The following is a 19,692-nucleotide window of genomic DNA, read 5'->3' on the forward strand; positions in this document are numbered from 1 at the left end:
CCCCACGAAGCGTCGCTTCGTGGGGACCCCTCCGGCCCTTCGGTCATCGGCAGGCCTTGTATGTTGGGCGAGCCGATTCAGACCTCCGGGCCATCCGGCCCTTCGGTCATCGGCAGGCCTCAGGCCGTGCGGTCGCCGCCGCCGTGCAGCGCCGCCTGCGCCGCCGCCAGCCGCGCCACCGGCACGCGGTAGGGCGAGCAGGAGACGTAGTCGAGGCCGGCTTCCTCGCAGAAGGCGATGGAGAAGGGATCGCCGCCATGCTCGCCGCAGATGCCGAGCTTGAGGTCGGGCTTCACCGACCGGCCCTTCTCCTTGGCGATCTTCACGAGCGCCCCGACGCCATCCGGGTCGATGGAGACGAAGGGGTCCTTCGGCAGGATGCCCTTCTCGACATAGAGCGGCAGGAACTTGCCGGCGTCGTCGCGCGACAGGCCGAAGGTGGTCTGCGTCAGGTCGTTGGTGCCGAAGCTGAAGAAGTCGCCGACCTCGGCGATCCGGTCGGCGACCAGCGCCGCCCGCGGCAGCTCGATCATCGTGCCGACGAGGTATTCGACGCGGTGGCCGGTCTCGCCGAAGACCTCCTGCGCCACCTTGTCCACCTGCGCCTTGGTGATCTCGAGCTCGCGGCGGGTCGCGACCAGCGGGATCATGATCTCCGGCACCGGCGCCTTGCCCGTCTCCTTGGCGATGGCGACCGCCGCCTCGAAGATCGCGCGCGCCTGCATCTCGTAGATCTCGGGGAAGGAGATGCCGAGGCGGCAGCCGCGATGGCCGAGCATCGGGTTGGCCTCGGACAGCTCCTGCGCGCGGCGCTGCATGGCGACGACATCGGCGCCGAGCGATTCCGCCACCTCGGCGATCTCGGCGTCCGAATGCGGCAGGAATTCATGCAGCGGCGGGTCGAGCAGGCGGATGGTGACGGGCAGCCCCGCCATGATACGGAACAGCTCGACGAAGTCCTGCCGCTGGAAGGGCAGCAGGCGGGACAGCGCCTCGCGCCGGCCGCCCTCCGTCTCGCTCATGATCATCTGCCGCACCGCGCCGATGCGCTCGGGGTCGAAGAACATGTGCTCGGTGCGGCAGAGGCCGATGCCCTCCGCGCCGAACTTGCGGGCGGTATCGGCATCGAGCGGCGTCTCGGCATTGGTGCGCACCTTGAGGCGGCGGACCTTGTCGGCCCATTCCATCAGGGTGGCGAAGTCGCCGGAGAGCTGCGGCTCCACCATGGCGACGGAGCCGATGAAGATCTCGCCGGTCGCGCCGTCGAGGGTGATGGTCTCGCCGGCGCGGACGATCTGCCCGCCGGCCGAGAGCGCCTGCGCGCCGTAGTCCACCGTGACGCCGCCGGCGCCGGCGACGCAGGGCCGGCCCATGCCGCGGGCGACAACGGCGGCATGGCTGGTCATGCCGCCGCGCGTCGTCAGGATCCCCTTCGCGGCATGCATGCCGTGGATGTCCTCGGGGCTGGTCTCGATGCGGACCAGGATGACGCTCTCGCCCTTGGCGGCGCGCGCCTCGGCCTCATCGGCCGAGAAGACCACGATGCCGCTGGCCGCGCCCGGCGACGCCGGCAGGCCCTTCGAGAGGAGCTTCCGCGGCGCCTTCGGGTCGAGCGTCGGGTGCAGGAGCTGGTCGAGCGCCGCGGGGTTGACGCGCTTGATCGCCTCCGACTCGTCGATCAGCCCCTCCCGCGCCATGTCGACGGCGATCTTGAGGCTGGCGGCCGCGGTGCGCTTGCCGTTGCGGGTCTGCAGCATGTACAGCTTGTTCTGCTGCACCGTGAACTCGATGTCCTGCATGTCCGTGTAGTGCTTCTCGAGCGTCGCACGGACCTCGACGAGTTCCTTGTAGGCGCCCGGCATGGCCGCTTCCATGCTGCGCTCGCCCGGCTTGGCGCGGGCCTCCGACATCGGCTGCGGCGTGCGGATGCCGGCGACCACGTCCTCGCCCTGCGCGTTGATCAGGTACTCGCCGTAGAAGATGTTCTCGCCGGTCGAGGGATCGCGGGTGAAGCAGACGCCGGTCGCGCAGTCCTCGCCCATGTTGCCGAAGACCATGGCCTGGACGTTCACCGCCGTGCCCCAGTCGGCCGGGATGTCGTGCAGGCGGCGATAGGTATTGGCGCGCGGGTTCATCCAGGAGCCGAAGACCGCGCCGATCGCCGCCCAGAGCTGGTCCTGCGGGTCCTGCGGGAAGGGCTTGCCGGTGACCTCGGCCACCATCTCCTTGTAGCCGTCCACCACGCGCTGCCAGTCCTGCGCGGTGAGCTGCGTGTCCTCGACCGCCCCGCGCTCGAGCTTCACGTGCTCGATGATCTCCTCGAAGCGGTGGTGGTCGATGCCGAGCACGACGCTGCCGAACATCTGGATGAAGCGGCGATAGCTGTCCCAGGCGAAGCGCGGGTCGCCGGAAGCGGTGGCGAGGCCGTCCACCGTCTGGTCGTTCAGGCCGAGGTTGAGGACGGTGTCCATCATGCCGGGCATGGAGACCCGGGCACCGGAGCGGACCGAGACCAGCAACGGCTTGTGGGTATCGCCGAACCTGGTGCCGACCGCCTCCTCGATCCGGCGGAGCGCGGTGCCGACCTGGTCCTTGAGCTCGGGCGGGTAGGACTTGCCGTGATCGTAGTAGTAGGTGCAGACCTCGGTGGTGATGGTGAAGCCGGGCGGGACGGGGAGGCCGATGCTGGCCATCTCGGCCAGGTTGGCGCCCTTGCCGCCCAGCAGGTTGCGCATCTCCGCCTTGCCGTCGTTGTGGCCGGCGCCGAAGCTGTAGACCCACTTGCTCATCGGCGATGTTCCCCTTGCGGTCCGGATGGTACGCAGTTCGGCGCAGAGAGCGATGAACGGCGCGTTACCATGCCGGGCGATTTTCAACCTTCGATTTTCGAGACATCCGCCACCGCATCCATGGCGGCGCAGAGAGACGCCAGCAAACGCAACCGGTTCCGGCGGAGTTGCGGGTCCGCATCGTTTACCACGACCTTGTCGAAGAAGGCATCCACCGGGGCGCGAAGTGTCGCGAGGCGTTCCATGGCGCCGAGGAAGTCCTCGGCGGCCAGCGCCGCCTGTACGGCCGCCGCGACGCGGGTGACGGCCTCGTGGAGGTCCCGCTCCGGCCCGGCGGCGAGGAGGGCGGGATCGACCGGGCCCGCATGCGGGCCATCCTTGCGGTTCTCGATCCGCAGGATATTGGCGGCGCGCTTGTAGGCGGCGAGCAGGTTGGCGCCGTCGGGCGTGGCCAGCATGCGCGCCAGCGCGTCGGAGCGGGCGAGCAGGCGGACCAGGTCGTCGTCCGGCGCCGCGCCGAAGACGGCGGCGACGATATCGTGGCGCTGGCCCTCGGCGCGGAGCTGGACGCGCAGGCGCTCGGCGAGGAAGTCGAGCAGCCCGGCGGCGAAGGCGGCAACCATCGGCGGGTGGCGGCCCTCCCGCGGCGGCTGCCAGCCCGCCTTCATCGTCTCCGTCGCCACCGCCATGCCGAATTCCGGCTGGGCCGTGGTGCCGGTCGCCTGCGGATAGCCGAAGAAGGCCTCGGCGATCACGTCCGCGAGGCCGAGGCGCAGCCCGTTCTCGCGGATGATGCGGATGACGCCGAGCGCGGCACGGCGCAGCGCATAGGGGTCGCCCGAGCCGGTCGGCCGCTCGTCCACCGCGAAGAAACCGGCGAGCTGGTCGAGCTTGTCGGCCAGCGCCACCGCGACCGCCACGGGCTCCGACGGCACCGCATCGCCCGGGCCGAGCGGCCGGTAGTGCGCGCCGATCGCCTCGGCGACGCGCGGGTCCTCGCCGCCATGCAGGGCGTAGTAGCGGCCCATCACGCCCTGCAATTCGGGGAACTCGCCCACCATGCCGCTGGCGAGGTCGGCCTTGGCCAGCCGCGCCGCGCGCGTCGCCAGCGCCCGGTCGGCGCCGACCAGCGGGGCGATGACGGCGGCCAGCGTCTCGAGCCGCGACACGCGCTGCCCCTGGGTCCCGAGCCTGGCGTGGAAGACCACGCTGTCGAGTTTCGGCAGGAACTCCTCCAGCCGCTGCCTGCGGTCGAGGTCCCAGAAGAACCGCGCATCCGACAGCCGCGCGCGCAGCACGCGCTCATTGCCCGCGACGATGGCGGCGCCGCCATCCTGCGGGACGATGTTCGAGACGATGGCGAAGCGCGGCGCCGCCCGCCCGTCCGCGTGGCGCAGCGCGAAGTAGCGCTGGTTCACGCGCATGGTCGTGCGCATGACCTCGGGCGGCAGGTCCATGAAGGCGTCGTCGATGCGGCCGAGCAGCGGCACCGGCCACTCCACCAGCCCCGCGACCTCGGCCAGCAGGCCGCGGTCGGGGACGACCTCCAGCCCCTCCCCGGCCGCGAGGCGGTCGATGCCCGCCTCGATGATCCGCTCGCGCTCCGCGGCATCGGCGACGACGAAGCGCTCGCGCAACCCGCGCTCGTAGTCGGCGAGGGAGCGGACGGCGAAGGGCTCGGTGCCGGCCAGCACGCGGTGCCCCTCGGTCAGGTCGGCGGCGGCGAGGCCGTGGACCGCGTCCTCGCCCTGCGCGAGCGCGAAGGGCACCGGCCGGCCGTCGAGGACGCAGAGGATGCGCTGCAGCGGCCGCACCCAGGCGAAGTCGCTGGTGCCCCAGCGCATGCTCTTCGGCCAGGGGAAGCCGCGCAGCAGAGCCGGCAGCCGCTCGGCGATCAGGGCCGCGGCCTCGATCACCTGGCCCGGCTTCTGCAGCACCCAGAACTGGCCTTCCTGGGTCAGTTGCTCGCGCGTCGCGCCGTGCTTGCGGAGGAACCCCTCGATGGCGGCGTCCGGCGCGCCGATGCGCGGCCCGCGCTCCTCCTTGCCCGCGGTCTCGGCGCGGGCGGCCATCTCGCCAACGGCGGCGATGCGGCGCGGGCCGTAGAGCGGCCGCGGCGCCGCGGCCATCAACGGGGCGAGGGCCTTCTGCAGCAACCCACAAAAGTCCTCCGCGGCCCGCGCCTGCATCCGCGCCGGGATCTCCTCGGAGAAGAGTTCGATGAGCAATTCCGGCATGGGCTAGATCGCGGCCTTTACGTCGGTCTTCGAGAAATCGTCGCCCTTGAACAGCAGGGGCTCGCCGCGCTGCTTCGCCAGGGCGTAGGCGAAGCAGTCGCCCAGGTTCAGGGCAGCAGGATGGCGGCCCTTGCCGAAGCGGCGCCAGCCGTCCTGCGCAATCCGCGCCTGGTCGGGCGTGAAGGCGACCACCTCGATGCCAGCTTGCGCGAGCAGCGCCTCGACCTCCGCCCAGGCGAATTCGTCGCCCCGACCCTCGGCCACCATCGTCAGTTCCACCAGGGTCGCCGCCGAGATGACCGCACCCTGCCGTTCGGACAGCAACGCATTGAAGTCCTTGGCTTCGGGCTCCTTCCGGACGATCGCCATCACGGCCGAGGTGTCGACGATCATACCGGCAGGCCATTCTCGTCATAGAGATCGGAATGATCGCTGGTCGTGCCAGGCGGGAAATGCTTCGACGCCCGCTCGGCGATAGCCATGAGCGCCTCGTATTTCGCGCGCTTCTCGGGATCGCGCTGCACGCGCTCATGCGCCAGCCTCACCCGGAGGGCCCGCCTGATCACGTCGGTCATCGTGCTGCCCAGCAGGTCCGCCAGCGCCTGCGCGTCGGCGATCACCTCCGGATCCTCGATGATGAGCTGGCCCATGGCATCCCCGCGGGCGGTGGGTCCGTCGTCCATCCTGCCCTACCCCGCCCCCTTCAGCCACGCCTCGCAGCACCCCTTCGCCAGTGCCCGGACCCGGCCGATATAGGCCGCGCGCTCGGTCACGCTGATCGCCCCGCGGGCGTCGAGCAGGTTGAAGCGGTGGCTCGCCTTGATGCACTGGTCGTAGGCCGGCAGGGCGAGGCCGTGCTTCAGCAGCGCCTCGCACTCCTCCTCCGCGTCGCGGAAGTGGCGGAACAGCTTCTCCGTGTCGGCGAACTCGAAATTGTGGTGGCTGTACTCCACCTCGGCGCGGTGGAAGACCTCGCCATAGGAGACGCCCTGGCCGTTGAAGTCGAGGTCGTAGACGTTCTCGACGCCCTGGATGTACATCGCCAGGCGCTCGAGACCGTAGGTGAGTTCGCAGCTCGGCACCTCGCAGGGGATGCCGCCGACCTGCTGGAAATAGGTGAACTGCGTCACCTCCATCCCGTCGCACCACACCTCCCAGCCCAGGCCCCAGGCGCCGAGCGTCGGGCTCTCCCAGTCGTCCTCGACGAAGCGGATGTCGTGCACCGTGGGGTCGAGGCCGATGGCCTTGTAGCTGCCGATCAGCATGCTTTGCGGGTCGGCCGGGCTCGGCTTCAGGATCACCTGGTACTGGTAGTAGTGCTGCAGGCGATTCGGGTTCTCGCCGTAGCGGCCATCGGCCGGGCGGCGGCTCGGCTGGACATAGGCGGCCTTCCAGGGCTTCGGCCCCAGGGCGCGCAGGGTCGTCGCCGGGTGGAAGGTGCCGGCGCCGACCTCCATGTCGTAGGGCTGCAGGATCAGGCAGCCCTGCGCCGACCAATAGGCGTGCAGCCGGAGGATCAATTCCTGGAAGCTCGGCGGCTTGGTCCGGCTGGCCGCATTGGCTGCGGCCGGGGCGGTGCTGGCGGTCTGCATGGGCGGGCTTTTGCCATGCCCGCGGCAGCGAACATAGTGGGGGCGGCCTGTCCGAAGGTCGCAAGGGAGGGATGGGATGCCAGGGATGACCGGGACCGAGCGCCTGATCCGGGCCTATTACGAGGCCTTCAATGCCGGCGACCGGGAAGCGATGCTGGCCCTGCTGGCCGAGGACGTGGCCCATGACGTCAACCAGGGCCCGCGGGAGGTCGGCAAGGAGGCCTTCCGGGCCTTCCTCGGCAAGATGGACCACGCCTACCGGGAGAGGCTGCGCGACGTCGTGGTGATGGTGGACGCGACCGGCACCCGGGCGGCGGCGGAATTCGTGGTGGAGGGGGAGTACCTGGCGACCGATCCCGGCCTGCCGGAGGCCAGGGGCCAGCGCTACAGCCTCCCCGCCGGCGCCTTCCTCGAGGTCGCGGAGGGCAGGATCCGGCGCGTGACCACCTACTACAACCTGCAGGACTGGATCCGGCAGGTCGGCGGCTGACCGCCGGGGCGGATCGTCGCTGGCCGCGGCGGCGGCCTGCCCCAGCCGGGCTCTCCCTGCGGCGCCGAGCCCGGAGGGCTCGCCTAGTGCTCAGAACCAATCAGAAGGTACATACCTTTTGGGTGCATACCGCTGCAATCAGGGGCTGCTCATGTCCTGGCCTTGCTCTGCTGGCGGTTGCGCCGTTTGTATAGGTCTGACCACTAGGGCGCCATCGTCTGGCTACTGCCATAAGTGCTCAGCGTCTAGACACTCAGTCTTGTCACTGCTACCATGAAGTAAGATTTCATAGTCAGCAGTAGGAAGCAAAAAATATGATGTGGGGAGCGCACGTACTCGACAATTATATCTCCCCTAAACTCTCAGAACTAACAGCATGCAGCCCACCCGAAGTTGCGGCACTTCCAGCGTACCGTGGAGCCATAGTTCTAAATGAACTTTTTGCTGGAATTGTCTACACTGAAGCACTCAGAGTTGCCGCTTCGATCTTTATACTTCGCTTGAGAGAGGCAACAGACGATTACAGGAATGCCTGCATAGAATTGAAAGCGTATATCTCGGCACTTCCTAAGCACGATCGGCTTGAAGCACATACAAATGCTTTATCGAATTTTGAGTCCTGCCTCATAAAGCTGAACATCTCAGCCGCAGCTTTGGCTAGGGTAGCAAGTATTGTGGGCGCAAATCCGTTATACAAAAAGCATGATCGCTCACCCCTCGACCGACTATGCATACTTGCAAACAGAATAAAGCATTTCGACCAAGACATTCTTGCCGCCACAAATCAAAAAATTCCTGTTCCACTGGCCCCAGTCTGGCTTGTGAACGATGGACTAGAGTGTGTCGTCTGCAAACTTAGCTTTGAAGAGTTGGCTTTCATACTCACTGATTTTGCTGAAGATGCACAAAATCTTGCGGTTAAGTTTCCGGCAGAGGCCAATCAACGCAGGGAAGCGAAGCGGGCCAGTATGCAATCCGCTTCTGAGCAACTGGCTCCGGGCGATGCACGAAGCGCGACGCAGTCATCCTCAGGCACGAGCGTTACGGTGAATATGCCACCTATGCGACTACCATGAAGCAGTGCATGTCCTGCACGGTGGCAAACGTTTACTTAAATGACCACCGCTTCGCTGGCCTGCCCCCGATATCGCCCGACGTCTCCTGCTGCGGTTTGTCCACCAACTCAGCCATTAGCGAAACCGCCCGGAGCGGTTAGTGCTCAGAACCAATCAGAAGGTACATACCTTTTGGGTGCATACCGCCGCGATCAAGGGCTGCCCAGGGCCGGGCCTTGCTCTGCTGGGGGCTGCACCATCTGTCTGGGTCTGACTACTACCGCTCCTCCGGCACCGTCAGCCGGTCCCGCAGGGCGGTGATCCTCTCCCGCAGGTCCTTCGCCGCCGCTGGGTCCTCGAAGGCCCGGGCCAGCCATCCCGGCTTGTGGCGGGCCGCCTCCGCCCGCAAGGCGCGGCCCCTCTCGGTCAGGCAGATGCGCACCTGCCGCTCATCCTCCGGGCAGCGCTGGCGGGTAACGTAGCCCGCCGCCTCCAGCCGCTTCAGCAGCGGGGTCAGGGTATTGGATTCGAGGAAGAGGCGGTCGCCGATGCGGCCGACCGTCTGGTCGTCCTCCGCCCAGAGCACCAGCATGACCAGGAATTGCGGATAGGTCAGGCCCAGGGCGTCCAGCATCGGCTTGTTGGCGCGCCCGACCGCCTGCGCCGCCGAGTGGATGGCGAAGCAGAGGAACTGGTCGAGGTCGAGGGCGGCTGCCTCCGGGGCCTGGTCGGTCATGCTGGACTCCGCGGGGCGGATCATCAGGAGGTTCCTTATATCGCGCGCGATTGAAGCGTACAGGATCTTTCCGCAGGACAGCCATGCAATCCGATCTATCGTGCGCGATCGAATCGCCCGTTAGATATCTCCCCAACGAGGCCGCCGGGCTTGGCGGCCCCCGCTCAGGAGAGTTCCCATGATCCGCAACGCCCTCATCGCCTCCGCGATCGCCCTCGGCACCATCGGCGCCGCGCAGGCGCAGGATGCCGCGCCCCGGCTGGTCGGCGGCGGTGCCGATGCCTCGGTGGTCTACGATGCGCCCAGCCGGAACCTCGCCGGCGGCGGCCTGGCCACCATCCTCGGCGGCGGCGAGAACCAGCGCCTGTCCTATGCCGGCATCACCACCCAGGCGCCGAGCGGCCTGGTCGGCACCGTCATCGGCGGCGGCGAGAACAGGCAGCTCGTCTATCGCCCGGCGCTGGCGGGCAGCCGGCTGCTGGCCGGCCAGGGCGCCCGCCAGGGCAGCTGAGCCCTTCGCAACCCTGCGCGTTCCTGGAAGCCCGGCCCGCAAGGTCGGGCTTTCCTCGTTGCAGGGGGGCGTGCCCCGGGCACCGGCCATGCTGCCGCGGGCGCGTCAAGGATGCGCCGGGGGCGCACCGCGCTCCGCGCGGCTTCGTCCTTGTCCCGCCCGCGGCAGCATGGCTTTCGGCAATGGTCGCCTTCGACGGTGCCGAAGGCGCTCCAGGCGCCTTCGCTCCGCGCTACGGGCTTTCTGCTACAGGCCGAGGCGGGCCCAGGCGGCGCGGTCCTCCGCCGCGGCGACCAGCGCCTCGGCCGAAAGGCCCGGCAGCAGCCGGCGCAGCAGGGAGGGCCGCGGGCCGCCCACCGGGATCAGCCGCACCTTCTCGCCGAAGCGCCGCTTCGCCTCGCCCACCGCATCGCCCAGGCGATCCGCCAGCCCCAGTTCCACCGCCTTCCGCCCCGGCCAGAACCGCCCGGTGAAGAGCTGCTCGGCCGGCGCCCGCAGCCGGTCGCCGCGGCGGGCCAGGACCCAGGCGCGGAACTCGGCATGCATGTCCTCGAGCAGGGTCTCGAGCCGCGCGGCATCCTCCGGGCTCTCGGGCCGGAAGGGGTCCCAGAAGCTCTTCTCCGTCCCCGCCGTGCGCAGCCGCCGCTCCACGCCCAGCCGCTCCAGCGCCCCCTGGAAGCCGAAGCCCTGGGCGATGACGCCGATGGAGCCGAGGATGGAGGCCGGGTCGGCCACGATCTCGTCCGCCGCGCAGGCGATCCAGTAGCCGCCCGAGGCCGCGGCATCCTCGACGCAGGCGATGACCGGGACCTTCTTCTCCTCCGACAGGCGGCGGATGCGGGCGGCGACCAGGTTGGACTGCACGGCGGAGCCGCCGGGCGAGTTGATGAGGAGGAAGACGGCCGAGAGCCGCCGGAGGGCGAAGGCGCGGTCCAGCACCGGGCCGGTGCTGGCCAGCGAGATGCCGGGGCCGAAGCCGGGGCGCGGGGTGATGGTGCCCTGCAGGCGGACCAGGGCGACCCGCGGGCGGCGATCGAGGAGGGAGGGAAGGTTCATGCCCCGCAGAGCTTGTCCCGCTTCGCCGCCGCATCAAGGCGCGACCCCGCCCTTCACAAGCCGCCGCGGTGCGGCGAGACTCGCCCCGGGGCAGCCGGGGAGCCATGCCGCATGCGCCAGAGCGAGACCGGCCTCTACCAGGCGCAGGGCTTCGGCCGGGCGAGCGGCCTCGGCGTCGCGCCGGCCCTCGTCATCGTGGATTTCGTGGTGGGCTTCACCGACCCGGCGCATTTCGGCGGCGGCAACATCCGCGATGCCATCGCCCGGACGGTGCCGCTGCTGGCCTTCGCCCGCGCCGAGGGCTGGCCGGTCGTCCATACCCGCGTGGTCTATGCCGATGACGGCGCGGATGCCGGCGGCTTCACCCGCAAGGTGCCGAGCCTGCTGACGCTGACCGAGACGAGCCCCCTCTCGCAGATCGTGCCGGAGCTGGCGCCGCGGCCGGGCGAGCTGGTGCTGAGGAAGCGCAATGCCTCGGCCTTCTTCGGCACGGAGCTGGCGGGGTGGCTGGCGATGCGCCGGGTGGACACGGTCGCGGTCGCGGGCTGCACCACTTCGGGCTGCGTGCGGGCGACGGTGGTGGATTCGCTGCAGCACAATTTCCGCACGGTCTGCCTGACGAATTGCGTCGGCGACCGCGCCCTCGGCCCGCATGAGGCGAACCTCTTCGACATGGGCCAGAAATACGCCGACCTGATGACGGGCGCGGCGCTGATGACGGCGTGGCGGGAGCGGCGCGACGCCTGACCGAACGGGGGGTCTCGAAGGGGGGCTTCGCCCCCTTCGCGGGGCCCGGGGCAGCGCCCCGGATGATGGATGTCAGTTGGAGGGGATCGTCGGATGCAGGACTTCAAGGGCAAGCGGGTCGTGGTCTGCGGCGGCAGCCGAGGCATCGGGCGCTCCACGGCGCTCGGCTTCGCCAAGGCCGGCGCCGCGGTCTCGATCTGCGCCCGCAGCCCGGGGCCGCTGGAGGCGACGCGGGCGGAGATCGCGGCCCTCGGCGTGACCGCGCATGCCGCCGGCTGCGACCTCGGCGACCGGGAGGCCGTCACCGCCTATGTCGCCGCGGCCGGCAAGGCGCTGGGCGGCATCGACGTGCTGGTCAACAACGCCTCCGGCTTCGGCAGCCAGGACACGGAGGAGCACTGGGCGCAGGGGCTCTCGGTGGACGTGATGGCGACGGTGCGGGCGACGCATGCCGCCCTGCCCTTCCTCGAGGCGGCGAAGGGCTGCATCGTCAACGTCTCCTCCATCTCCGGCTACCGGCCGAGCACGCGCACGCCGGCCTATGCCGCGGTCAAGGCGCTGCTGATCAACTACACCCAGAGCCAGGCGGCGATGTATGCGCCGAAAGGCATCCGGGCGAATGCCGTGGCGCCGGGCAGCATCGAATTCCCCGGCGGGTCCTGGGAGGCGCGCAAGAGCAGCGACCCCAAGCTCTACAACGCCATCCTCGCCGGCATCCCCTTCGGCCGGCTCGGCACGCCGGAGGAGGTGGCCGAGGTGGTGATGTTCCTCGCCTCCCCGGCCGCGCGCTGGGTGACGGGGCAGACCATCATCGTCGATGGCGGGCAGATGCTGTAGCGCCGCCCGGCACAGCGCCACGCCGGGGTCAGCCGCCGGCGGCGGCCCATTCCTGGCCGAGCCGCCGGAGTTCCGCCGGGTTGCGGGCCGTCGGGAAGCCGTCGAAATCGGGCTGGGTGATCCGCGCGCGCACCCCGGGCGTCAGCACCCAGGAGAGCGGCGCCTCGATGCCCTCCGCGTCGGGGCCCATGGCGAAGGCGTGGAAGTGGCGGAACACCCGCCCGCCGCCGGCGGTGGCCTCGCCCTCGGGCGTGCCGCAGTAGCGGCGCTGCAGCGCGGTCGCGCCGGCGATGGTGCTCTGCCCCTGCACCGAGACCAGGGTACCGATGGGCGAGAGCAGGAAGTCGAGCGGGCTTGCCGCATGGAAGCCGGTGCCGTCCGGCGCGGGCGTGGCGCCGCAGCGCGGGATGCTCGCGGGGTCGAGGCGCGGGTTGCTGACGACCTGCACGACGAAGACATGCAGCGGCCGCTCCTTCGGCAGTCGTCCCGCCGCGACCAGTTCGCCATAGGCGGCGACCAGCGCCTCCGCCGCGCCGCGGGCGGCGACCGCGCTGGCATTGTCGGCATAGCCGCCGTCCACGATCTGCCCGCAATCCGGGCGGCGCGGCGTCGCGGTGGCGTCCTTCGGCCGGGCCGGCGGGCAGGCCGGCCTCGGCACTGCCTGCCGCGGCCGCAGCAGCCCGGGCGAGGTGACATAGGGAAAGCGGGCGCTGTTGCCGGCGGCGGTCGAGAAGGCGACATCGGCGCGCAGCACCCCGAGCAGGTCGATCGCCTCCGCCGCCAGGCTGCCGAGTTCGACGGGCGCGGTCAGGGCGGGCTGGCCGGTCTCGACATGCGTGCCGGTGGTCAGCAGCAGCGGCAGGCGCGGCGTCCCGTCCTTGTCGAAGGTGCCCGCCGCCAGGTGTCCCGCCATGGGCGAGACTCCGCCGAAGGCGAAGGCTGCCTCCCAGGCATGCTCCAGCCGCACCGTCCGGTCCTCGGGCCAGAGGCCGAGCCAGCCCGCCAGCGCCGAGACGGGACCGAAGACCCGCCAGACCCCGTCGCCCAGCAGCAGGCCGGCGAGCGCGGGGGCGAGGAAGTCGGACGACAGCCCCTCCCGCAGCCGCTTGAGGCGTTCGGCCGCGGGGCGCGCGCCGCTCGCCGGGGCGCAGTGCTCCCCGGCCTTCTCGAGCGAAGCCACGTAGGCCGCGGCGCCAAGCGCGCCGCCCGAGGTGCCGGCGAGGGCGAAGAGGTGCCGCCGCGGCTCGATGTCCGGCCCCTGCAGTTCGATACCCGGCTCCCGCGGCTCCCGCGGCTCGAGCGCGGTGAGCGTCGCCGCGGTCCAGAGCGCGGCGCGGCTGGCGCCGCCGGCATTGGCGACCACCATGGCGCGGATCGGCCCCTCGCCGCCCGCGCAGGACAGCAACCAGCGCGCGGCCGCCTTCTCGAGTGTCGGGCGCGGCGGCAGCTCCGCCTCGGTGCGGACCAGCGTGTTCACCGTGGCGCCGGCGGCGCCGATGACTAGGAGCGCGAGGAAGAACAGCGCCGGCCAGTGCAGCCCGACGCCGAGCAGGCCGATGCTGGGCGCGAGCAGCGTCAGCAGGGCGGCGAGGCCGAAGAGGGCGGTGGGGGCTGCGCCGACCGCCTGCGCCCAGGCGCTCGGCCAGGCCCAGCCGGCCTGCACCGAGACGATGCCGAGGAGGAAGGCGAGCAGCAGCGGGACCAGCAGGCGCCAGCGGAAGGGCAGGCAGGCGAGCGCGGTGGCGAGCCAGGGATGCAGCCCGGCGGGCCGCGGCGGCGGCGGGTCCGGCAGGTCCTCGTCGGCCAGCAGCAGGCGCAGCCGCCCGGTGCCCTCGGCCAGGGTACCGCGCCGCCGCCGGATCAGCCGGCGCCGGCCCCAGGCCAGGGCGACCAGCGCGAACCCGACCGCGCCGATGCCGAGGAGGAGGACCCAGCGCAGGCCACGCTGCCCCTCGCCGAAGAGGGGCCAGGCGGCGACGAGGCAGACGGCGGCGGCGGCGACCGGCAGCAGCGCCGCGGCGCGCGGCACGGCGGCGAACCAGAAGCCGTGGCGCAGCCGGAGCATCTCCGGCTCCCGCGCCTGCCAGGCGAGGTTGAGCGACCAGCGGGTCCAGAACCAGCTGCCCGTGCCGGTGAGCAGCAGGGCGAGGAGGAACCAGGCGGCCCCCCAGAGATTGCCGGTGCCGGCCAGCAGGAAGCGCGTCTGCTCCGGCAGGGCGAGGGCCAGCGCGGCGGCGAGGCCGAGGGCGAGCGGCGTGCGCGCCAGCCAGAGGATGCGGCGCAGGTCGGGCGCCGCGGCCAGCCAGGCGACCAGGCCCAGCGAGGCGAGGAGGGCGATCAGCGCCGACCAGTCCCGGAAGACTCCGGCGACGTTCCACCCGGCCATGCCCACCCCCCTTCGGCTGCGCCCGTCGGGGCAGCATGGCCGAGACCGGCGCGGGCGGACAATACGCCCCCTGCGGCGCTCAGGTTGGCGCGATGCCCTCGATCAGGGCGACGTCGCCATCGCTCGCAGCCTGGCGGAGGGCGATCAGCGGGGCGTAGTCCTCGCCGTGGTAGAAGGCCTTCAGCGCCGCCATGTCCGGGAATTCCAGGATGACGACGCGCTCGAGCCCGGGCGTGCCCTCGACCGGCGTGACGGCGCCGCCGCGGACGAGGTAGCGGCCGCCGAAGCGGGCGATCATCGGCGCGACCCGGTCGCGGTACTCCGCGAACTTCCCGGGATCCTTCACCCGGATATTGGCGACGAGATAGGCGGGCATGGTCCTGTCCTCCCCTGCCATACCGGCCAGCAAACATACTGACCGGCATGCCTCGTTGTTTGGCGCGCAGCCGCCACACTGTCGGCGCACTGCGCCGACCTGCGCGCGACACCGGCCTGCAGACGTCACGACGTCTGCAGGCCGGTGTCAGGCGGCCGGCGCGCCCTCGGCCAGGATGATCCGCGACACCGCGCTGGCCTGGCGCAGGTCGCGCAGCGGCGCGTAGTCCGGGCTGTCCCAGAAGGCGCGCAGCGCCGGCATGTCGGCGAATTCGACGACGGCCACGACCTCGACCGGGTCGCCCTCCACCGCCTGGGCGGGGCCGCCGCGGACGAGGTAGCGGCCGCCGAAGCGGGCGATCATCGGCCCGACCCGGCGGATGTATTCGCCGAATCCCGCGGGATCGGTGACCCTCACGGTGGCAAGGAGATAGGCGGTCATGACATGCCTCCCTCAAATCCAGGCCGGGGTCCGGGGGTCGCTCGACCCCCCGGCGGGGGAGTTTGAGGGGCAGAGCCCCTCAATGGCTACAGCGCAGGCATGGCCTCGGCGATGGCATCATCCTTCGTCATCTGGCCGAGCGTCATCCAGCCCCGCTCGTATTGCGGCGGCACGGGCAGCGCCTCGGTCCGGCCGAGCTTCGCCGCGGCGTGCAGCGGCCAGTAGGGGTCGCGCAGCAGGGCGCGGGCCAGCAGGATCAGGTCGGCCTTGCCCTCGGCCAGGATCGCCTGGGCCTGCTCGGGCTCGGTGATCATGCCCACCGCCGCCACCGGCAGGCCGGCGCCGGTCCGCACCGCCTCCGCCCCTGGCACCTGGTAGCCCGGCCCCACGGGGATCTTCTGCTGCGGATGCAGGCCGCCGGAGGAGACGTCCACCATGTCCACCCCGAGCGCCTTCAGCCGGCGGGAGAGCTCGACCGTCTCCTCCGTCGTCCAGCCGCCCTCCACCCAGTCGGTGTGGGAGACGCGGACGCAGAGCGGGACGTCATCGGGGATGACGGCGCGGACGGCGCGCGTCATCTCCAGCACGAAGCGGGCGCGGCCGTCGAAATCGCCGCCCCAGGCATCGTTGCGGCGGTTGGAGAGCGGCGAGAGGAACTGGTGGCCGAGATAGCCATGCGCCGCGTGCAGCTCGATGAAGCGGTAGCCCGCCTGGATGCTGCGCTTCGCCGCGGTGGCGAAGGCGGCGATGGTGGCCAGGATCTCCGGCTCGGTCATCGCCCGCGGCGTCGCATAGGTGTCGAAGGCCTCGGCGGAGGGGGCCAGCGGCTCCCAGCCCGTCTCCGCCGGCGCGGGGCCGTGGACCCAGGGCGCGTTGCGGCTGGCCTTGCGCCCGGCATGGGCGAGCTGGATGCCCGGCACGGCGCCGAGCGCGGCGATGCCCGCGGCGAGGCGCGTATGGCCCGGCAGATGCTGCTCGCCCCAGATCCCGAGGTCGTCGGGCGAGATGCGGCCTTCCGGCGTCACCGCGGCCGCCTCGGTCATCACCAGGCCGGCGCCGCCGACGGCGCGGGAGAGCAGGTGCTGCAGGTGCCATTCGGTCGGCCGGCCGTCGCCGCCGCAGCAATACATGCACATGGGCGAGACGCCGATGCGGTTCTTCAGCGTCACGCCGCGCAGGGTCAGCGGCTCGAACAGGTCGGTCATTCGGTCTCTCTCCAGGGGGGCAGGCGGCCCAGGCGGTTCTCGAAGACGGCGAAGAGGACAGGCGCGCCCGGCGGTTCGGGCAGAAGATAGCCCGCGGCATCGGCAGGGAAACGGGTGCGGGTGACCGCGTCCAGCACATTGCCGCCGATGGCCTCGACGAAGCCGGGGCCGGTCTCCACCACGATGTCGCAATGCATGGGGCGGAAGCGGCCGGCATCGGCCGCGCGCTCCCGCCAGTCCCGGATCGGGACGCGGCCGCGATCGGCGCAGAGCAGGTCGCCGGGCCGCGGCGGGACCTCGCGCGGGGAGCGCGGCAGGAAGGGCGCCGTCGCCGGGAAGAGCGCGGCGTCGCGGATCAGCGCGTCCACATAGGTGGAATGCGCGGCGGAGGGCGGGAATTCCCGCCGGTCGATGCCGGCGGCCTGCATGACCCAGGAGATGAAGGCGGCGGACCAGTAGGGGTCCTGCCAGAGCGCCTCGCCCTCCGGCCGGCCGGCGAGCGCCGCGGCATAGCGGCGGCGGTTCACGGCGATGGCGCCCTCGTCCTCCGGCACGGCGCGCCAATAGGCGAGGACGCGGGGGAAGTTGGCCGGGTCGCTCTCGGCCCGGCTCGGCGGCGGGCGCTCCCCGGCGGTGGTGGTCAGCCCGCCCCACTCCGCCCATTCCGCCTGCAGCAGGCGCAGCATGCGGGCGCGCGCGGCGGGCGGATAGGGGAGCGGCGGCTCAGGGGCCGGAGCGGGCGCGGCGCAGGCCGCGAGCAGGAGGAGCAGGAGGGCGGGGCCGGTGCGGCGCATCGCTTGCGGAATAGGGCAGCCGGCCGGGGAGGTGAATTGCCCTGCCGTCAAGGCGTTGGCGTCGCTGGCGGCAAAGCGGGAGCGTTACGGCACGATGACATGGAGTTCAGGATTCCTCCACACTCACGACACCGTGAGAATCGTATACAGATCACGTTCAGGCGATGCCTTGGACGTCTCCTCCCAGTGATTGTGCGCCGCGGCCTGGGGTCGGGTGCAGCATCACCACTCGGGCCGGTGGGCAACCACCGGCCCTTTTTTTATGCGCCGCCGACGTTCCGCCAGCGGCACGGCCGGTTCCGGTGTCCGATCCATTGCCGGCCTGCGTCATATGAATGCTTCTTCATGAAATTCTTCTTCTCACTCACGTGTGAGTGAGGCACATTGTATGCGTTCAGGCGATGCCTTGGACGTCTCCTCCCAGTGATTGTACGCCGCGGCCTGGGGCCGGGCGATGCATCACCACTCAGGGCCGATGGGAAACCATCGGCCCTCTTTTTTTGCGCTGCGATCCGCGCCTTGTTGCAGATGCCGCGGCACTAAATGCCTCTTCATGAAAATGTGCTTTAAAGTCACGGATCCGTGAGCCATATTATGCGCGTTCAGGCGATGCCTTGGACGTCTCCTCCCAGTGATTGTGCGCCGCGGCCTGGGGCCGGGCGATGCATCACCACTCAGGGCCGATGGGAAACCATCGGCCCTCTTTTTTTCAGCGCCGTCCCCGCACCAGGCTGAGCAGCCCCGCCAGCGTCGCGCAGCCGATGCCGGCCAGCAGCGCCAGCCGCGCGCCATCGGCCGCCCCCGCTGCCTGGAAGCAGAGGCCGACCATCGTCGTCCCGAGCGTGGTGCCGAGCAGCCGCGCCGTCGCCTGCATGCCCCCCGCGCCGCCGGCCCGCACCTTGGGCGCCGAGCCGATCATCGTCCGGTTGTTGGGGGTGGAGAAGCAGCCGAAGCCGGCGCCGCAGAGCATCATCATGGCACCCAGCAGCAGCCCGTTGCCGAGCAGCGGCAGGCTCGCCACCACCGAGAGGCCGGCGACCATCGACCCCATGCCGATGACGCAGAGCCAGGCGGTCGGGACGCGGTCGGAGAGGCGGCCGGCGAGCGGCGCACCGAAGGCCATCCCCAGCGGCCAGGGCGTCATGATCAGCCCCGTCCCGCCCTGGCTGATCCCCGCCCCCTGCAGCAGGAAGGGCAGGGAGACATGGCTGGTGTACCAGCCGGCGAAGGCGCAGACCGAGGCGGCGACGGAGAAGGCGATGGCGCGGATCCGCAGCAGGTCCAGCGGCAGCAGCGGCGCCGGCTGGCGGAGCTGCCGGCGCACCAGCAGCACCCCGGCGCCGATCCCGCCCGCGATCAGCGCCGCCGCCGGCAGCGGCACGGCGAAGACCAGGTCGACGCCGAGGAAGAAGAGGCCGAAGGTCAGCACGTTCAGCACCGCGCTCGGCCAGTCGAAGGGCCGGCGGGTGCCGGGCTGCTCCGGCAGCGCCCAGCGCCCGACCAGGATCCCCGCCAGGCAGACCGGGACATGGATGGCGAAGAGCGCCTGCCAGGGTGCGACCGTCAGGATGGCGGCGGCGAGGCTGGGGGCGGAGGCGCCGGCGATCGCCACCACCGTCGCGTTGATCCCGATGGCGCGGCCGAGCATCCGCAGGGGGTAGATGTGCCGGATCATGCCGGCGGTCAGGCTCATGACGGCCGAGGCGCCGAGGCCCTGCGCGACGCGGCAGGCGAGCAGCGCCTCGAAGCCGGGGGCGAGGGCGGAGCCGAGCGAGGCGAGGCCGAAGACCGCGAAGCCCGTCAGGAAGACCGGCCGGAAGCCGAGCTTCTCGCCGAGCGAGGCGAGCGGCAGCAGGGTGGTGACGACGGTCAACTGGTAGGCGTTCAGCAGCCAGGTCGCGGCCGCCGGCGAGATGCCGAGGGAGCGGGCGATGCCGGGCAGCGCCACGTTCACCATGGCGCTGTCGAGGACCGTGATGGCGATGGAGACCGAGACCGCGACCACCGCCCAGAGGCGGCGCGGCATCGGCAGGCCGTCCTGCTCGGCCGCGAGGGCGGGCGCGTTCACGGACGGGGCCGCGGCGGCGCGGGGCGCGCCGGGCCGCGCCGGCCGCCTTCGCAGGCGGCCAGAGAGGGGTATGGCCCTCGGCAGCGGACGCGCCGGCCAGCCGCGACGGCGCCGGGCGCCCGCAGGTCCGCGATGATGTGGATGCCGTCCTCCCCCGATCTCCGCCCGGCCAACCAATGCGGGGCGCCGCCTCTCCGGCGCGCCGGCACCGGCCGGGATATGCTGACTGACGATCCGACGGAACCTGCCGCATGGCCACCCGGTCCAGACCGCCCCTTCGGCGCGCCGATCGCCGGATGCGCCGGGCCGGCCCCCGGATGGCGGCGCCGCGCGGCCTGCCGCCGCGGCGCGCGTCCCATCCCGCCGGGCGGC

The 19,692-nt window shown here is 71.2% G+C and carries 18 protein-coding genes; 5 read left to right on the plus strand and 13 right to left on the minus strand.

The genetic code is table 11. The features are described from left to right. Positions 1 to 119 precede the first annotated feature (119 nt). From ppdK to Q7A36_RS15825, 5 genes are all read right to left on the minus strand, one after another. Positions 120 to 2,789 carry a pyruvate, phosphate dikinase gene (gene ppdK / locus Q7A36_RS15805; protein WP_305104684.1) on the minus strand — a complete coding sequence of 890 codons (2,670 nt, stop codon included), beginning with the start codon at positions 2,787 to 2,789 and terminating at the stop codon, positions 120 to 122. Between the two features lie 83 nt (positions 2,790 to 2,872). Then, a complete protein-coding gene (gene glyS, locus Q7A36_RS15810) occupies positions 2,873 to 5,026 on the minus strand; it encodes a glycine--tRNA ligase subunit beta (RefSeq protein WP_305104685.1) in 2,154 nt (717 codons plus the stop codon). A gap of 3 nt (positions 5,027 to 5,029) precedes the next feature. Then, complete coding sequence (locus tag Q7A36_RS15815) at positions 5,030 to 5,419, minus strand: type II toxin-antitoxin system VapC family toxin (RefSeq protein WP_305104686.1); 390 nt, start codon at positions 5,417 to 5,419, stop codon at positions 5,030 to 5,032. Next, on the minus strand, positions 5,416 to 5,709 hold the full coding sequence (locus tag Q7A36_RS15820; protein WP_305104687.1) for a type II toxin-antitoxin system VapB family antitoxin: 294 nt from the start codon (positions 5,707 to 5,709) through the stop codon (positions 5,416 to 5,418). Before Q7A36_RS15820 ends, Q7A36_RS15815 begins: the two co-directional genes overlap by 4 nt. 6 nt (positions 5,710 to 5,715) lie before the next feature. Next, positions 5,716 to 6,618, minus strand: a complete 903-nt coding sequence (locus Q7A36_RS15825; protein WP_305104688.1) for a glycine--tRNA ligase subunit alpha — start codon at positions 6,616 to 6,618, stop codon at positions 5,716 to 5,718. 85 nt (positions 6,619 to 6,703) lie between these two features. On the opposite strand from Q7A36_RS15825, the gene Q7A36_RS15830 reads away from it, so the two are divergent. Together Q7A36_RS15830 and Q7A36_RS15835 are read left to right on the plus strand one after the other, a co-directional pair. Further along, positions 6,704 to 7,108 carry a ketosteroid isomerase-related protein gene (locus Q7A36_RS15830; protein ID WP_305104689.1) on the plus strand — a complete coding sequence of 135 codons (405 nt, stop codon included), beginning with the start codon at positions 6,704 to 6,706 and terminating at the stop codon, positions 7,106 to 7,108. Between the two features lie 314 nt (positions 7,109 to 7,422). Further along, the gene (locus tag Q7A36_RS15835) at positions 7,423 to 8,184 is read left to right on the plus strand and encodes a hypothetical protein (protein WP_305104690.1); all 762 of its coding nucleotides are present in this window, start codon (positions 7,423 to 7,425) and stop codon (positions 8,182 to 8,184) included. A gap of 256 nt (positions 8,185 to 8,440) precedes the next feature. On the opposite strand, the gene Q7A36_RS15840 is transcribed toward Q7A36_RS15835, so the two are convergent. Next, complete coding sequence (locus tag Q7A36_RS15840) at positions 8,441 to 8,923, minus strand: MarR family winged helix-turn-helix transcriptional regulator (protein WP_305104691.1); 483 nt, start codon at positions 8,921 to 8,923, stop codon at positions 8,441 to 8,443. A gap of 154 nt (positions 8,924 to 9,077) precedes the next feature. Between Q7A36_RS15840 and Q7A36_RS15845 the strand changes: the two genes are divergently transcribed. Beyond that, complete coding sequence (locus Q7A36_RS15845) at positions 9,078 to 9,410, plus strand: hypothetical protein (protein ID WP_305104692.1); 333 nt, start codon at positions 9,078 to 9,080, stop codon at positions 9,408 to 9,410. 246 nt (positions 9,411 to 9,656) lie between these two features. Here the strand turns inward: Q7A36_RS15845 and Q7A36_RS15850 are convergent, their stop codons facing one another. Next, positions 9,657 to 10,466 (minus strand): S49 family peptidase, encoded by an 810-nt coding sequence (locus tag Q7A36_RS15850; RefSeq protein ID WP_305104693.1) that lies wholly within the window; start codon positions 10,464 to 10,466, stop codon positions 9,657 to 9,659. A gap of 111 nt (positions 10,467 to 10,577) precedes the next feature. Between Q7A36_RS15850 and Q7A36_RS15855 the strand changes: the two genes are divergently transcribed. Further along, positions 10,578 to 11,213 carry an isochorismatase family protein gene (locus Q7A36_RS15855; protein WP_305104694.1) on the plus strand — a complete coding sequence of 212 codons (636 nt, stop codon included), beginning with the start codon at positions 10,578 to 10,580 and terminating at the stop codon, positions 11,211 to 11,213. Positions 11,214 to 11,306: 93 nt separating this feature from the next. After that, on the plus strand, positions 11,307 to 12,050 hold the full coding sequence (locus Q7A36_RS15860; RefSeq protein WP_305104695.1) for an SDR family NAD(P)-dependent oxidoreductase: 744 nt from the start codon (positions 11,307 to 11,309) through the stop codon (positions 12,048 to 12,050). A gap of 28 nt (positions 12,051 to 12,078) precedes the next feature. On the opposite strand, the gene Q7A36_RS15865 is transcribed toward Q7A36_RS15860, so the two are convergent. The 6 genes from Q7A36_RS15865 to Q7A36_RS15890 form a co-directional block, all read right to left on the minus strand. Continuing rightward, the gene (locus Q7A36_RS15865; protein ID WP_305104696.1) at positions 12,079 to 14,436 is read right to left on the minus strand and encodes a hypothetical protein; all 2,358 of its coding nucleotides are present in this window, start codon (positions 14,434 to 14,436) and stop codon (positions 12,079 to 12,081) included. A 79-nt stretch (positions 14,437 to 14,515) separates the two neighbouring features. Continuing rightward, on the minus strand, positions 14,516 to 14,812 hold the full coding sequence (locus tag Q7A36_RS15870) for a DUF1330 domain-containing protein (RefSeq protein WP_305104697.1): 297 nt from the start codon (positions 14,810 to 14,812) through the stop codon (positions 14,516 to 14,518). Positions 14,813 to 14,959: 147 nt separating this feature from the next. After that, on the minus strand, positions 14,960 to 15,253 hold the full coding sequence (locus tag Q7A36_RS15875; RefSeq protein ID WP_305104698.1) for a DUF1330 domain-containing protein: 294 nt from the start codon (positions 15,251 to 15,253) through the stop codon (positions 14,960 to 14,962). An 86-nt stretch (positions 15,254 to 15,339) separates the two neighbouring features. Then, the gene (locus Q7A36_RS15880) at positions 15,340 to 16,458 is read right to left on the minus strand and encodes an NADH:flavin oxidoreductase/NADH oxidase (RefSeq protein WP_305104699.1); all 1,119 of its coding nucleotides are present in this window, start codon (positions 16,456 to 16,458) and stop codon (positions 15,340 to 15,342) included. Next, the gene (locus Q7A36_RS15885) at positions 16,455 to 17,252 is read right to left on the minus strand and encodes a DUF2272 domain-containing protein (protein WP_305104700.1); all 798 of its coding nucleotides are present in this window, start codon (positions 17,250 to 17,252) and stop codon (positions 16,455 to 16,457) included. The genes Q7A36_RS15880 and Q7A36_RS15885 overlap by 4 nt, the downstream gene beginning before the upstream one ends. A gap of 709 nt (positions 17,253 to 17,961) precedes the next feature. Continuing rightward, on the minus strand, positions 17,962 to 19,320 hold the full coding sequence (locus Q7A36_RS15890; protein WP_305104701.1) for an MFS transporter: 1,359 nt from the start codon (positions 19,318 to 19,320) through the stop codon (positions 17,962 to 17,964). Positions 19,321 to 19,692 lie beyond the last annotated feature (372 nt).

Source organism: Paracraurococcus lichenis (genome assembly GCF_030657435.1).
GTDB lineage: Bacteria > Pseudomonadota > Alphaproteobacteria > Acetobacterales > Acetobacteraceae > Paracraurococcus > Paracraurococcus lichenis.

Bases quoted from the DNA above. Each gene is read 5' to 3' on its own strand.
- Q7A36_RS15820 (WP_305104687.1), bottom strand. From the start codon at position 5,709: ATGGACGACGGACCCACCGCCCGCGGGGATGCCATGGGCCAGCTCATC.
- ppdK (WP_305104684.1), bottom strand. From the start codon at position 2,789: ATGAGCAAGTGGGTCTACAGCTTCGGCGCCGGCCACAACGACGGCAAG.
- Q7A36_RS15870 (WP_305104697.1), bottom strand. From the start codon at position 14,812: ATGCCCGCCTATCTCGTCGCCAATATCCGGGTGAAGGATCCCGGGAAG.
- Q7A36_RS15840 (WP_305104691.1), bottom strand. From the start codon at position 8,923: ATGATCCGCCCCGCGGAGTCCAGCATGACCGACCAGGCCCCGGAGGCA.
- Q7A36_RS15865 (WP_305104696.1), bottom strand. From the start codon at position 14,436: ATGGCCGGGTGGAACGTCGCCGGAGTCTTCCGGGACTGGTCGGCGCTG.
- Q7A36_RS15875 (WP_305104698.1), bottom strand. From the start codon at position 15,253: ATGACCGCCTATCTCCTTGCCACCGTGAGGGTCACCGATCCCGCGGGA.
- Q7A36_RS15885 (WP_305104700.1), bottom strand. From the start codon at position 17,252: ATGCGCCGCACCGGCCCCGCCCTCCTGCTCCTCCTGCTCGCGGCCTGC.
- Q7A36_RS15845 (WP_305104692.1), top strand. From the start codon at position 9,078: ATGATCCGCAACGCCCTCATCGCCTCCGCGATCGCCCTCGGCACCATC.
- Q7A36_RS15830 (WP_305104689.1), top strand. From the start codon at position 6,704: ATGACCGGGACCGAGCGCCTGATCCGGGCCTATTACGAGGCCTTCAAT.
- Q7A36_RS15880 (WP_305104699.1), bottom strand. From the start codon at position 16,458: ATGACCGACCTGTTCGAGCCGCTGACCCTGCGCGGCGTGACGCTGAAG.
- Q7A36_RS15815 (WP_305104686.1), bottom strand. From the start codon at position 5,419: ATGATCGTCGACACCTCGGCCGTGATGGCGATCGTCCGGAAGGAGCCC.
- Q7A36_RS15825 (WP_305104688.1), bottom strand. From the start codon at position 6,618: ATGCAGACCGCCAGCACCGCCCCGGCCGCAGCCAATGCGGCCAGCCGG.
- Q7A36_RS15855 (WP_305104694.1), top strand. From the start codon at position 10,578: ATGCGCCAGAGCGAGACCGGCCTCTACCAGGCGCAGGGCTTCGGCCGG.
- Q7A36_RS15835 (WP_305104690.1), top strand. From the start codon at position 7,423: ATGATGTGGGGAGCGCACGTACTCGACAATTATATCTCCCCTAAACTC.
- Q7A36_RS15850 (WP_305104693.1), bottom strand. From the start codon at position 10,466: ATGAACCTTCCCTCCCTCCTCGATCGCCGCCCGCGGGTCGCCCTGGTC.
- glyS (WP_305104685.1), bottom strand. From the start codon at position 5,026: ATGCCGGAATTGCTCATCGAACTCTTCTCCGAGGAGATCCCGGCGCGG.
- Q7A36_RS15860 (WP_305104695.1), top strand. From the start codon at position 11,307: ATGCAGGACTTCAAGGGCAAGCGGGTCGTGGTCTGCGGCGGCAGCCGA.